General features: G+C 68.1%; 11 protein-coding genes. 9 read left to right on the top strand and 2 right to left on the bottom strand.

From position 1 onward, the window contains the following. Positions 1 to 96: 96 nt before the first annotated feature. Positions 97 to 2478, bottom strand: a complete 2382-nt coding sequence (locus AC07WC_RS11820) for a ribonucleoside-diphosphate reductase subunit alpha (RefSeq protein ID WP_495210162.1) — start codon at positions 2476 to 2478, stop codon at positions 97 to 99. A 469-nt stretch (positions 2479 to 2947) separates the two neighbouring features. Here AC07WC_RS11820 and AC07WC_RS11815 point away from each other — a divergent pair, with 469 nt between their 5' ends. From AC07WC_RS11815 to AC07WC_RS11780, 8 genes are all read left to right on the top strand, one after another. Next, positions 2948 to 4147: an MFS transporter gene (locus AC07WC_RS11815; protein WP_495210161.1), complete on the top strand. Its 1200-nt coding sequence runs from the start codon at positions 2948 to 2950 to the stop codon at positions 4145 to 4147. Then, positions 4144 to 5322, top strand: a complete 1179-nt coding sequence (locus AC07WC_RS11810; protein ID WP_495210160.1) for an isochorismate synthase — start codon at positions 4144 to 4146, stop codon at positions 5320 to 5322. The genes AC07WC_RS11815 and AC07WC_RS11810 overlap by 4 nt, the downstream gene beginning before the upstream one ends. Before the next feature lie 16 nt (positions 5323 to 5338). Then, complete coding sequence (locus tag AC07WC_RS11805; RefSeq protein WP_495210159.1) at positions 5339 to 6991, top strand: (2,3-dihydroxybenzoyl)adenylate synthase; 1653 nt, start codon at positions 5339 to 5341, stop codon at positions 6989 to 6991. Further along, positions 6991 to 7626: an isochorismatase family protein gene (locus AC07WC_RS11800; RefSeq protein WP_495210158.1), complete on the top strand. Its 636-nt coding sequence runs from the start codon at positions 6991 to 6993 to the stop codon at positions 7624 to 7626. Before AC07WC_RS11805 ends, AC07WC_RS11800 begins: the two co-directional genes overlap by 1 nt. Continuing rightward, the gene (locus AC07WC_RS11795; RefSeq protein ID WP_495210157.1) at positions 7623 to 7874 is read left to right on the top strand and encodes a phosphopantetheine-binding protein; all 252 of its coding nucleotides are present in this window, start codon (positions 7623 to 7625) and stop codon (positions 7872 to 7874) included. The genes AC07WC_RS11800 and AC07WC_RS11795 overlap by 4 nt, the downstream gene beginning before the upstream one ends. After that, the gene (locus AC07WC_RS11790) at positions 7871 to 11782 is read left to right on the top strand and encodes an amino acid adenylation domain-containing protein (protein WP_495210156.1); all 3912 of its coding nucleotides are present in this window, start codon (positions 7871 to 7873) and stop codon (positions 11780 to 11782) included. Before AC07WC_RS11795 ends, AC07WC_RS11790 begins: the two co-directional genes overlap by 4 nt. Further along, positions 11779 to 12549 carry a 2,3-dihydro-2,3-dihydroxybenzoate dehydrogenase gene (locus AC07WC_RS11785; protein WP_495210155.1) on the top strand — a complete coding sequence of 257 codons (771 nt, stop codon included), beginning with the start codon at positions 11779 to 11781 and terminating at the stop codon, positions 12547 to 12549. Before AC07WC_RS11790 ends, AC07WC_RS11785 begins: the two co-directional genes overlap by 4 nt. 101 nt (positions 12550 to 12650) lie before the next feature. Then, on the top strand, positions 12651 to 12896 hold the full coding sequence (locus AC07WC_RS11780) for a hypothetical protein (RefSeq protein ID WP_088434254.1): 246 nt from the start codon (positions 12651 to 12653) through the stop codon (positions 12894 to 12896). 4 nt (positions 12897 to 12900) lie between these two features. Here the strand turns inward: AC07WC_RS11780 and AC07WC_RS11775 are convergent, their stop codons facing one another. Further along, positions 12901 to 13656 (bottom strand): GntR family transcriptional regulator, encoded by a 756-nt coding sequence (locus AC07WC_RS11775; RefSeq protein ID WP_495210154.1) that lies wholly within the window; start codon positions 13654 to 13656, stop codon positions 12901 to 12903. Here AC07WC_RS11775 and AC07WC_RS11770 point away from each other — a divergent pair. Further along, positions 13612 to 13906 (top strand): hypothetical protein (locus AC07WC_RS11770; RefSeq protein ID WP_495210363.1); only part of this gene is annotated, 295 nt, incomplete at its 3' end. The two genes, AC07WC_RS11775 and AC07WC_RS11770, sit on opposite strands and share 45 nt — an antisense overlap.

Raw genomic sequence — 13906 nt, 5'->3', positions numbered from 1 at the left:
GGGCAGTGCGAGTTGCCGGCCAGCGGCCGGCACTACCGGGGCATGTGTGGGGTTGCCGGCCAGCGGCCGGCACTACCGGTCAAGGGGCTGACCGGCTCAGCTGCTGCACCATTCGCACTCGCTTATGTCGATGTCGTTCGAGCGCACGTAATAGGTCGTCTTCAGCCCTTCGCGCCAGGCGCTCATGTGCAGCGCGAGCAGGGTGCTGGCGCGGATGGTGCTGGGCACGTACAGGTTGAAGCTGATCGACTGGTCCACGTGGCGCTGGCGGCGGGCGTTCTGGCGGATGCTGGCGAACTGGTCCACCCGGTAGGCGCCCTTCTCGTAGTACGGGTAGGTCTCCAGCGACAGGCCCGGCGCGGCGACCGGGCGGCGGAAGTCCTTCTTTTCCTCGTAGTAGAAGGCACCGTAGACCGGGTCGATCGAAGCCGTGGAGCCGGCGATCTGGGCGGTACTCATGTTCGGCGCGACCGCCACCAGCCAGCCATTGCGCAGTCCATTGACGCCGACCTGCGCGGCCAGTTCGCGCCAGGCCGGGCTGTCATAGCCACGGGCGCGGAAGTACTCGCCGTTCTGCCACTCGCTGCCGACGAACGCGCTGTAGCGTCCCTTTTCCCTGGCCAGGCGCATGCTGGCCTGGATGGTCAGGTAGTTGATGCGCTCGTACAGGGTGTCGGCATAGTCCTCGGCCTGGGCGGAGTTCCACTCGATCTGCTGCAGGGCCAACAGGTGATGCCAGCCGAAGGTGCCCAGCCCGATCGCGCGGTACTTGCGGTTGGTGATGGTCGCCTGCGGCACCGGCAGCTGGTTGAGGTCGATCACGTTGTCCAGCATCCGCACCTGGATCGGCACCAGTCGCTCCAGCACGTCACTGGTCAGCAGGTCCGGTGCGGCGGTGACCGCGCGGCCGAGGTTGATCGAGGACAGGTTGCACACCACGAAATCGCCGGCCTGCCTGGTCGTGACGATCTGATCGCCGCTGATCATCTCCTGGATCATGCGGGTGGGGCTCATGTTCTGCAGGATTTCGGTGCAGAGATTGCTGGAGTAGATGGTGCCGGCATGCTTGTTCGGGTTCATCCGGTTCACTTCGTCCCGGTAGAACATGAAGGGATTGCCGGTCTCCAGCTGGCTGACCATGATCCGCTTGAACAGGTCGATGGCCTTGAGGGTGCGCCCGCTGATGCGCTCGTCGGCGACGACCTCCTCGTACTTTTCGCGGAAGCTGCCCTGGCCGCGCTGCTCATCGTGGAAATCCTGCAGGTACCAGCCCTTGATCCGCTTCACTTCATACGGGTCGAACAGGTACCAGTCGCCGCGCCGTTCGACCGTTTCCATGAACAGGTCCGGCAGGCACACCGAGGTGAACACATCGTGCGCGCGCAGGCGCTGGTCGCCGTTGTTCAGCCGCAGATCGAGGAAGGCTTCGATGTCGCGGTGCCAGACGTCCAGGTACACCGCGATCGCGCCCTTGCGCTGGCCGAGCTGGTCCACGCTTACCGCGGTGTTGTTGAGCTGCTTGATCCACGGCACCACGCCACCGGAGGAATTGGCTACGCCGCGGATGGAGGAGCCGGCCGAGCGCACATAGCCCAGGTACGCGCCCACGCCGCCGCCGTGCTTGGAAACGCGCGCCACATCGGTGTTGGAGTCGTAGATCCCCTGCAGGCTGTCGTCCACCGTGTCGATGAAGCACGATGACAGCTGGCCGCCGACCTTGCCGGCATTGGCCAGGGTCGGCGTCGCCACCGTCATGTACAGGTTGGACAGCGCCCAGTAGGCCTCGCGCACCAGCAGCATGCGTCGCCGGCGCGAGCGTTCGCCATGTTCATGTTCGTGCTGCATCAGGTACAGCGCGATGGTCAGCCAGCGCTCCTGCGGCAGTTCGTACACCGCACGTGAGTGATCGGTGGCGAGGTAGCGGGTGGCCAGCAGGTACAGCCCGTTGTAGGCGAGCAGCGTGTCGCGCTCGGGCTCGATCATCTGCCCGGCTTCCTCCAGTTCGTCCTTGGAATAGGCCTTGAGGATGTCGATGGAATAGACGTTGCGGTCGGCCAGGCTCTCCTGCAGTCCGACGTAGGAGCCGTACTTCAGCGTAGCATCGTAGAAGCGGTTCTTGCTGGCGCGCTTGTACAGCCGGCGCAGGTAGAGCCGGGCAGCGAAGTGCTCCCAGTCCGGTGCGGTCAGGTCGATCCGCGATTCCGCCTCGCGGATCAGCAGGTCCACCATCTCATCGGCGCTGAGCTGCTGCCGCCGCGCGATCTGCCCGAGCACGCTGCGCAGGTAGTCGGCCACATCCAGCTGGGGGAACTCGGCATGCACGCTGTGCACGGTGCGCTCGAGCCGCGCCCGGTCGAACGGCATGCGGCGGTTGCCGCCCTCCTTGGTGATCCACAGCGTTTCGGTAGCGGTTGCCGCATCAACAACGGCATCGATGGGCGGGGTGACGGTGGAAGCGATGGTGTCGTCGGTGTTCATGCGTTCTCCATGCATGGCGCAGTGGCCGGCAGGCGGCGCGGCAGAGCCGTGCGGCAGCCGGACAGAAGGCGTGATTGGTGGGCAGGCCCTGCGTGTGCAGGAATACGTCGCCAGAGGCTCACATCGGTGGCGACGGGCCGTGCTTCCAGGCGCCGGTCAGGTGGGGCAACGGGGCGTTCAACGGCAACGCGGCGTTGCGACGGTGCACCGGGCCTGGCGGAAGCGGGGAGCCGATGGGCACAACATAATGTGGTCTGATTGGGTCGTCAACCGAAGATGTAGTGCTTTTTTGTCGCAGGGCGGGACGTCGCGGACATGAACATCCCGTACAGGCTGCACTATCAAACGCAAATGCGAGCCGTTATCATTTGATGGATCACAGGGCGGTGATGCGTTCGCAACCGGATGGCAGAACCGCGCGCGCCAAGGCGCACCGCGTGGTTCAACTTCTTATTGGCTGTGGTGTTCAATGTCTGCACGTCCTGTCGTTTCCGGTTTGCCCGCCCTCGTTTCCGCCGCGTTGCTCGGCATCATGGCGATGATGGCGTTCGTGTCCGTGATCGGCCCGGTGGTGCGGGTGCTGGGCCTGGCCGAGTGGCACGCCGGCCTGTCGGTCACCGCGGCGGGTGTGCTGTGGATGCTCTCGGCGCGACGTTGGGGCGCGCTCAGCGATCGGATCGGTCGCAAGCCCGTGTTGCTGATCGCACTCGGCGCCTACGCGGCGATCTACGTGACGCTGGCGGTGTTCGTGGATGTCGCGCTGACCTCGCCCCCGGCGATCTGGATCTCCGTGCTGGTCCTGGTCGGCACGCGCGCCCTGGTCGGGCTGTTCTACGCTGCCGTGCCGCCGACCGCCGCCGCCATCATCGCCGACCAGGCCGCCCCGGGGCAGCGCGGCAGCGTGATGGCCAAGCTCGGCACCGCCAATGCACTTGGCATGGTGCTGGGCCCCGCCGCCGCGGGTTGGATCGCGTACCAGAATCTCTCGCTCACTCTGTATGTGGCCGCGTTGCTGCCGCTGCTGTCGTTGCTGATGATCTGGTGGCGGTTGCCCGATACGCCTCCCGTCGCGCCAACGCATACCGGCCCCAAGCCGACCCTCGGGCTGGGCGATGCGCGCCTGCGGCTGCCGTTGCTGGCGGTGTTCACGGCGATGATTTCAGTGACCATCGCGCAGGTGACGGTGGGCTTCTTCGCGATTGATCGCCTGCAGCTCTCACCGGCAGACGGCGCACGCATGGCCGGGCTGGCGCTGACCGCGGTGGGGGTGGGCCTGATCTTCGCCCAGGGCCTGGTGATGAAGCTCAAGGACATCCGCCCCACGCGCTGGATCCTGGTCGGCGCGCTGATCTCCGGTCTTGGCTTTGCGTCGGTCGCGCTGGTCAGCGTGCCGTGGCAGCTGCTGGCCAGCTATGCATTCGCGGCGTTCGGCATGGGCTTCGTGTTCCCCAACTTCCAGGCGCTGGCCGCCGATTCGGTGCAGGCGCACGAGCAGGGCGCCGCCGCGGGCACCGTGGCCTCGGTACAGGGCATGGGCATGGTGGTCGGGCCGATGATCGGCACGCTGCTGTACCGGTGGTCACCGAGTGCACCGTATCTGCTGGTCGGCGTGGTGCTGCTGGTCCTGGCGATGTCCGCCGCGATCCAACGCGAGCGGGGTGCGGCATGAACGAGATGCTGATCCATCGTGTGGCCGACGAGATGACCGGCACCTCCACCCCTGATGCGGCCGACGCCCCGTACTTCCTGCTGCGCAGCCCGCAGCAGGCACTGGAAGCGCAGGGCGTGCGCGCGCACTTGCCATCCGGCGCCACCGCCACCCTGGCCGAACGTGTAGCTGCGTTCTTCGCCGCGCCGCGCTCCGGGCCGCGCCTGCTGGTCGGCGCGGTGCCGTTCGATCCCGGGCAGGGCGATGCGCTGTACCAGCCGGATCAGGTCTCCGGCCAGCCTGCCGTGGTGCGTGTGGAAACACCGACGCTGGTCGGTGATGTGCTCGCCGAGCCGTCCGCCGATGCGTATGCACAGGCCGTAGCGACGGCAGTCGCGCAGTTGCAGCGCACCGACAACGCGCTGGAAAAAGTCGTACTGGCGCGCAGCCTGCGGGTCAGCACCGCGCAGCCGCTGCACCCGCGCGTGTTGGCCGCGCGCCTGGGCAAGGACCCCAGCGTAGCCACCTACGTGGTGCCGGTTGCGGCAACGGGCGCGACCGAACCGGCCTGGCTGGTCGGCGCGACGCCGGAGCTGCTGGTCTCCAAGCGAGGTGACCGCGTGCTCTCCCATCCCCTCGCAGGGTCGGCGCGTCGATCAGTCGATCCTGCCGAGGATGCACGCGCCGCGGAAACGCTGCTGGCCTCGGCCAAGGATCACGACGAGCACCGCCACGTGGTCGAGGCCATCGTGGCAGCGCTGGCACCGCTGTGCCATCACGTCGAAGCACAGCCGCGCCCGACGCTGCATGCCACCGCCACCATGTGGCACCTGGGCACGCGCATCCACGGCGCGCTGAAGGATGCATCGGTGTCGTCGGCCGCGTTGGTGGCATTGCTGCATCCCACCCCGGCGGTGTGCGGCACGCCGCGCCAGCAGGCGCTGGACCTGATCCGCCAGGCCGAACCGGTCGCCCGCGGCTTCTATGCTGGCGCCGTCGGCTGGACCGATGCCCAGGGTGATGGCGACTGGTACGTGGCGATCCGCTGCGCACGGGTGCAGGGCACCGAGGTGCGCCTGTACGCCGGTGCCGGCATCGTCGCGCACTCGCAACCCGATCTCGAGGTGGCCGAAACGGCCGCCAAGTTCATGGCCCTGCTGACCGCGCTCGGCGTCCATGACGTTCGTCCTTTCTGATGTGTGGGAGCTGTCCATGAACGCATCCTTCTCTTCCGCGCGGGTGCCGCTGCGCCAGTTCTGGCCGCCGGCCCTGGTCGCGCGCTATCGCGCCGCCGGCCATTGGTGTGGCGAGACCTTCCCGGGCTTCCTGCGCGAGCGTGCCGAACGCTTTGCCGGGGATATCGCCGTGGTCGGCGGTGATGCCCGCCTGAGCTACGCCCAGCTGTGGCAGGAAGCCGGTCGCATCGGTGCCGGTCTGTTGGCCCAGGGGCTGATCCCGGGCGACCGCGTCGTGGTCCAGCTTGGCAACGTGCCCGAATTCGTCACCGTGGTCTGCGGTCTGTTCCGCGCCGGGCTGATCCCAGTCTACGCCTTGCCCGCGCACCGCATCACCGAAGTCGCGCATTTCGCCCGCAAGGCCGAGGCCAGTGCCTATATCGCCGCCTCCAGCTACGAGAGTTTCGATTACCGCACCCTCGCGCGCGAACTACAGGCGCAGGTGCCCGAGGTGCAGCACGTCATCATCAGCGGTGATGCGGCCGGGTTCACCGCGCTGGACACGCTGGCCGGCGATCCTGAGCAGTTGCCACCGGATCCGGACCCGCAGTCGGTCGCGTTCCTGCAGATCTCCGGCGGCAGCACCGGCCTGTCCAAGCTGATCCCGCGCACGCATGACGACTATCTGTACTCGTTCCGCGCCAGCAACGCGATCTGCGGCATCTCCCAGGACAGCGTCTACCTGGTCGCGCTGCCGGCCGCGCACAACTTCCCGATGAGTTCGCCAGGGTTTTTCGGCACGCTGTACGCCGGTGGACGCGTGGTGCTCAGTCCTGGCGCCGGCCCGGAGACCGCCTTCGCTCTGATCGCACGCGAGCGCGTCACTTGTGTCGGCCTGGTGCCACCCTTGGCGCTGCTGTGGGCGCAGGCAGCCTCGACGACGCCGCACGATCTGTCCAGCCTGCAGGTCGTGCAGGTCGGGGGTGCCAAGCTGGTGCCCGAAGCCGCGCGCCGCGTGATCGCCGGGTTGGGCTGCACCCTTCAGCAGGTGTTCGGCATGGCCGAAGGGCTGGTCAACTACACCCGCCTGCATGACAGTGAAGACACCATCGTCTCCACCCAGGGGCGCCCGATCAGCGAGGACGACGAAGTGCTGGTGGTGGATGACCATGGCAACCCGGTCGCAGAAGGTGAGACCGGCCATCTACTGACCCGCGGCCCGTACACCATCCGCGGTTACCACAATGATCCGGCCGCGAATGCGCGCGCCTTCACCGAAGACGGCTTCTACCGCACCGGCGATGTAGTGCAGCGCCTGCCGGGCGGCTATCTGGTGGTGCAGGGCAGGGCGAGCGATCACATCAACCGTGCCGGTGAGAAAATCTCGGCCGAAGAGATCGAAGACCATCTGCTGGCACATCCCAGCGTGTTCGATGCGGCCGTGGTCTCGATTCCCGATGCCTACCTGGGCGAGCGCAGCTGCGCCTTCATCATCGCCCAGGGCGAGCCGACCACGGCTGCCAGCCTCAAGGCCTGGGTGCGCAGCCGCGGCCTGGCCGCATTCAAAGTGCCCGACCAGATCGTGTTCGTCGATGCCTTCGGCACCACCGCGGTCGGCAAGATCAGCCGCCGCGAGCTGCGTGCCCAGCTGCGCGAACGTTTCATGCAACAGACAGGAGAACCGCGCTGATGGCGCTGCCCAGGATCCAACCGTATCCGCTGCCGACCCGCGCCGAGCTGCCCAGCCCGCGTGGCGCGTGGCAGCCACGAACCGAGCGCCTGGCGCTGCTGGTGCATGACATGCAGCGTTACTTCCTGGCCGCGTTCGCGGCGGATGCTGCCCCCCTGGCGCCGGCCGTGGCCAACATCGCACGCCTGCTCACGCATTGCCGCGCACGCGGCATTCCGGTGTTCTACACCGCCCAGCGCGGCAACCAGGACCGCCGCGATCGCGGCCTGCAGGCCGATCTGTGGGGGCCAGGCATGTCCGCCACCGACGAACATGAAGCCATCATCGAGGCACTGGCGCCCGCGCCGGGCGACCACGTGCTGGTCAAGCATCGCTACAGCGCCTTCCAGCGCAGCAACCTGGAGACGATGATGCGCGCCCGTGGCCGCGACCAGCTGCTGGTCACCGGTGTGTACGCGCACATCGGCTGCACCGCCACCGTGGCCGAAGGCTTCCAGCGCGACATCGAGAGCTTCATCGCTGCCGATGGCGTCGCCGATTTCTCGCGCGCCGACCACGACCTGGCCCTGCATTGGATCGCCCGCACCTGCGGCGTTCCGATGACCACCGATCACCTGCTGGAGACGCTCGCATGACCGCACTCACCCTGGAGCGCATGCGCGCCGATCTAGCCGAGACGATCGGCGAAGCGCCCGAGGCGATCGGCAACGATGAGAACCTGATGGACCTCGGGCTGGATTCGATGCGGGTGCTGGGCCTGGTGCTGGCCTGGGGCAACACCGGCATCCCGCTGGAGTTCAGCCATCTGGCCGAGCACGCCACGCTGGGCGGCTGGTGGACGGTCGTGCAGCGCCTGCAGGCCCAGGCCACGGCCAGCGCATGAACGTGCGTGCGGTGCCGGGTCCGGACGCGGCCGTCGTTCGCGGGCTGAGCGAGGCCCAGGCCGGGTTGTGGTACGCCCAGCGCCTGGCGCCGGACAATCCCGCCTTCAATACCGCCCATGCGGTGTGGATCGAGGGCGAACTGGACGTGGCTGCATTCGTGCGCGCTGCGGATCAGGCCGCACATGAATCCGACGCGCTGGCGTTGCGCATCGTCGAAAACCCCCGGGGGCTGCCCGGGCAGTGGGTGGATCGGCAGCACACGCCAACGCTGCAGGTGGTGGATCTGTCCGGCCATCCGGAGCCGGCCGCTGCCGCCCGCGAGGCGATGCAGCGCGACCGGCTCACCCCGGTCGATCCCGCCCGCGACCGCCTCAGCCAGCAGCGCCTGTTCCTGCTCGGCCCGGCCCGCAGCGTCTGGTACCTGCGCGTGCATCACCTGGCCACCGATGGCTATGGCATGGGCCTGCTCACCGAGCGCGTCTGCGCGCTGTACGAGCGCAATGCGCAGCATGCCGGCCTCGCGTCACTGGCGCCGGTGCTCGACGAAGATGCGCAGTATCGTGGCAGCGAGCGCCGCACACGCGACGCCGCGTACTGGCGCGAGCTGATGGCCGACGCGCCGGCCGCCACCGGCCTGCAGGCCGGACTCGGCGCCGCCGCGCCCGAGGCCCTGCGATACGTCCAGCCGATCGATCCCGCACTGCGTGCACGCCTGCACACCGCGGCCGCCGCCATCGGCCAGCCTTGGCCGGATGTGCTTACCGCGCTCGGTGCCGAGTACTGCCGCCGGATCAGTGGTGAAACGGAGGCGGTGATCGGGGTCCCGTTCATGGGTCGGCTTGGCAGCGTCTCTGCCCGCGTTCCGGCGATGGTGATGAACGTGCTGCCGCTGCGGGTCACGGCCGCGCAGGGCAGCGTGGATGCGTACGTGCGCGATGTCGCCCTGCGGTTGATGCGCGGCCGCCGCCACGGGCGTTACCGTGGCGAGCAGCTGCGTCGCGATCTCGGCTTGATCGGGGGCCAGCGTCGCCTGCATGGGCCGCTGGTCAACGTGCAGCCGTTCTATCGACCGCCGCAGCTGGGTGACGCACGCGCGTCACTGGAGGTGCTGTCCACCGGTCCGGTCGACGACGTGACGCTGGGCTTCCGTGGCGACGGCAGCGCCGTGCTCGATCTGGAGATCGAGGCCAATCCGACCCTGTATACGCCTGCCCAGGTGCAGGCCCATGCGGCGCGCCTGCTGCATTTCGTGTCGGCCGCACTCGAGGTGCAGGCCGCTGGGGGCGACATCGGCTCGGTACCGTTGTGCACACCAGAGGAAACGCAACGCTATCTGCATGACGTCAACGCCACCGCACACCCGGTGCCGGAGCTCAGCCTCGCCGCGCTGATCACCGCGTGCATGGACCGCACGCCCGAGGCGGTCGCGGTGGTCTACGGCGTGCAGCAGCTCACCTTCGCGGAGCTTGAGCAGCGAAGCCGGGCGCTGGCGCTGCAGCTGCAGGCGCAGGGGGTTTGCCGCGAGGCGAGGGTGGTGGTGGCGCTGCCGCGCTCGCTGGAGCTGATCATCGCGCTGGTCGCCGTGCTGCGCGCGGGCGGCGCATACCTGCCGGTGGACCTGGCCCACCCGGATGAGCGCCTGGCGAGGATCCTGCGCTCGGCCGAACCGGTCTGCGTGCTGACGCTGGCGCAGGACCGCGACCGGTTCCCCGGGATTGCCGTGCTTACCCCGACGCAGTGGCAGCCCACCAGCGACGCCGCGCTCGGCAACGCGCCGCAGCCGGACGATGCCGCGTATGTCATCTATACCTCCGGCTCGACCGGTGAGCCCAAGGGCGTGCTGATCGAGCACCGCGCCATCGTCAATCGCCTGGAATGGATGCGCACGCAGTACAGCTTCCAGCCTGACGAGCGCATCCTGCAGAAAACCCCGGCCACCTTCGATGTCTCGGTCTGGGAGTTTTTCCTGCCGTTGATCACCGGCGCAACACTGGTGGTGGCGCCCCCCGAGGCGCACCGCGATCCACTGGCACTGGCCGCATTGATCCGCGACCACGCGATCACCACGCTGCATTTCGTGCCGTCGATGCTGGCCGCCTTCCTTGCCGCACCGGCGGCTCGGGGGCTGCAGCTGCGCCGGGTGTTCACCAGTGGCGAAGCGCTGGATGCCGCACTGCGTGACCGTTTCCATGCCACGGTCCACGCCGAGCTGCACAATCTGTATGGACCGACCGAGGCCGCGGTGGATGTCAGTTTCTGGCCGGCCAGCTGCACCGACACCTCACGGCCGGTACCGATCGGCTTCCCGGTCTGGAACACCCGGCTGTACGTGCTGGATGCCGGCATGCAGCCGCTGCCGCCCGGTGTTGCCGGCGATCTGTACCTGGGCGGGGTGCAGTTGGCGCGGGGCTACCTCGGCCGTGACGATCTGACCGCGGAGCGTTTCCTGAGCGATCCGTTCGTACCCGGCAACCGCCTGTATCGCACCGGCGACGTTGCGCGCTGGCGCGAGGACGGGGCGGTGGAGTACCTCGGCCGCAATGATCATCAGGTCAAGCTGCGGGGTCTGCGCGTCGAGCTCGGTGAAATCGATGCCGCCCTGCAGTCGGCACCGGGCGTCACCCGGGCCGAGGTGCTGCTGCGCGAGGATCGCCCGGGCGAGCCGCGGCTGGTGGCCTACCTCAACGCGGGCGGACCGCGGCTGCAGGCGCTCCGCAGCCACCTGGCCAACCGACTGCCGGATTACATGGTGCCCGGCGCCTTCATGGAACTGGACCACTGGCCGGTCACCGCCAACGGCAAGCTGGACCGCGCCGCATTGCCGGCACCCGCGCAGGCGATATCCGCCGGCGTGGCACTGCGCACCGATACCGAAAAGGCCGTGGCACATCTTTTCGCCGGAGCGCTGGGGCTGGGCAGCCCCGTCGGGGGCGACGCCGACTTCTTCGCCCTGGGCGGGGACTCGCTCAGCGCCGTCCATCTATTGCTGGCGATCCAGCAGCGCTGGCGCTGCGATCTTGGCCTCGGCGCGGTATTCACCGCACCCACCGTGGCTGCGCTCGCCGCCCGGATCGACGCACCGCCGGCGGCGACCGATCACGGGCTGGCGCCGATGATCCAGCTCTCCAGCGGCGACCCGGCGCTCGCGCCGCTGTTCGTGATCCATCCGGCCGGTGGCATCGCCTGGAACTACCGCGACCTGGCCCGGGCGTTGTCGCCCGCACGCGATGTGCAGGGCCTGCAATCACCGGTGCTCGATGCGGCCGAGCCACTGCCGGCCAGCATCGAGGCCCTGGCAGCCAGCTACGCCCGGCGCATCCTCGCGCTGGGTCGGCCGGGCCCGGTGCATCTGCTGGGCTGGTCGGTCGGCGGCATCCTCGCCCAGGCGATCGCCGTGCACCTGCGCGCGCTCGGCCACGAGGTCGGCGTACTGGCGCTGCTGGATGCGTATCCCAGCGAGTGTTGGCGCGCAGAGCCCGAGCCGGACCCGATTGCCGCACTGCGTGCCTTGCTTGCCATCGCCGGCCACGATCCGGACGCGCATCCCGAGCTGGACAGCCGCGAGCGCATCCTGTCCTTCCTGCGCCGCGGCGAGAGCGCACTGGGCAACCTGCCCGATGTCGTACTCGATGGCGTGGTGCGCGCGGTCACCGGTACCAACCGCCTGATCCGTGGTCACCACCACGCACGTTACGACGGTCCGCTGCTGCATCTCCGCGCCGGCCGCGATCACGCTTCCCGCCCGCACTTGCAGTCTGCCCTGTGGCACGCGCATGCGGCCAGCGTCGAGTCGGTGGAGCTTCCTTACCTGCACGCTGAACTCACCGGCCGCGATGCGGTGGCGCAGATCGCGCCCTGGCTCGATGCACTGCTTCAACGTCATGACACCCCCAGGACATCCGCATGAAACTCACGGGATTCGACGGCACCATCGCACTGGTCACCGGGGCCGGCGGCGGCATCGGGGCAGCAGTGGTCAAGCTGTTGCGTGACAGTGGCAGCATCGTCATCGCCACCGATACCACCGCGCCTGCGTTGCAGCAGGGGGGCGGACAGGCCCCGGCGCATGCGCGCGCCCTGGATGTGACCGATCCCCAGGCAGTGGATGCACTCGTCCATTGGATCGAGGCGGAGATCGGCCCGGTCGGCTTCGGCGTCAACGTCGCCGGCGTGCTGCAGGTCGGCGCCGTCACCGAGATCGATGACGCACAGTGGCGCCACGTCTTCGCCGTCAACACCGATGGTGTATTCCATCTTTCGCGCGCACTGGCGCGGGTGATGGGGCCGCGGCGCGCCGGTGCCATCGTCACCGTCAGTTCCAACGCCGCTGGCGTGCCCCGCCACGGCATGGCCGCCTATGCCGCTTCCAAAGCCGCCGCGACGATGTTCACCCGCTGCCTTGGACTGGAACTCGCGCCGCTTGGCATCCGCTGCAACATCGTGGCCCCGGGCTCCACGCTGACACCGATGCAGACCGGCATGTGGGTCGATGCGGATGGCGGCCAGCGCGTCATTGATGGCAACCCGGACACGTACAAGGCGGGAATACCGCTGCGCAAGCTGGCCACCCCGGACGACATTGCCCAGGCGGTGCTGTTCCTGCTCTCCGATCAGGCCGGACATATCGCCATGAGCGACCTCTACGTGGACGGCGGCGCCACGCTGCGCGGCTGACCGGCAGGCGACCCGCACTCGCACCGTCCTCACGATCGTTCCACGCGCTGCTGTCCAGCCGACCCCTAAGCTGGAGCTCCCGTCACGACGTTTCCCACCCCATGACCACAGCACTACATGATCTGGATGCCCTTGAACCCATCGATATCGATGGGCTCAAGGCACAGGGCGTGCCGCCGGTCGCCCAGTACCTGGTGGATCAGGAAAAATTCGTTCTGCTCGGCGGCAAGCGTGGCATCTATCGCCTGGCCGGCGCGGACACGGCGTGTTACTTCACCAGCCTGGACCAGATCCGGCTGCACCTGCTGGGGCAATCGCTGACCCGGCTGACGGTGGAACTGGCCTAGCGGTTCAGATCCCGCCTTGCCGTGGCAGCGGGGCGGGCACATTCAATTGGCCGCCGGCCGCCACATAAGCGGCCAATGCCTCGCCCTGGCTGAGCAGATGGCGGTTCATCATCTGCTCGGCCGCTTCGGCATCGCGGTTGCGGATGCAGTCCATCAAGGCACGATGCTCGGCCAGCGATTGCGCCATGCGGCCCGGCGTCAGCAGTTGACGGCCGCGGTGCATCTTCAGGATGCGGTGCAGATCGTGCGTGACACGGATCAGCCGCGGGTTGCCGGCGTGCGTCTGCAGGCTCTCGTGAATGAGGTAGTTGTTGCGGTAGTACTCGGCCAGATCGCCCGCGGCTGCGGCCAATTCCATCGCATCGTGCAGCGCCTGCAACTGGACCACGCCCTCATCATCGATGCGCTTGACCGCCTCGTGCACGCAGCGGCCTTCCAGCATGGTCATCACCGGGAACAGCTGGTTGAGGTCTTCCAGGGTGAGCCGGGTGACACGACTGCCGCGGTCGGCATCGAGCTGCACCAGGCCCTCGGCCGCGAGCAGCTTCAGGCTCTCGCGCAGCGGGGTACGGCTGATGCCCAGTTCCTCGGCGAGCATCGGCTCGTCGATCCACTCGCCCGGCGGCAGTTCGTAGTCGTAGATCTTCTGGCGCAGCTGCTCGGCCACCTCTTCATAGAGCGGCACGCGTTTCTTCGATAGGCGGGGACCAGGGGCATGGCAGGGCTTCTGGTGCTGGCACTGGTATTCGGGGCCGCGCACTTCTTGGGCATCTCAGTAGTGGCTCGAAGCGATGTTGCATTCGACACGAGCGACGTGCTGTCCTCGGCTGCCGGCATGTGGTTCGCGCTGTTTGGCGGGCTGATCGCAAGGCAGTACCGGTTCGCGATCATCGTCGGCGTGCTGTACGTGTGTCTCTGGGGAATGGCGACTCACTTCGTCAACGCGGGAACCCAGGCAGGCTTTCTGCCGATCTTCCGCATCAATGCGCCGAACATCGCGGTCTCTGTGC

This window comes from Stenotrophomonas sp. GW821-FHT01H02A (assembly GCF_059422145.1).
The sequence above is the reverse complement of the archived record's forward strand: the minus strand, read 5'-3'. Positions and strand labels throughout refer to the sequence as shown.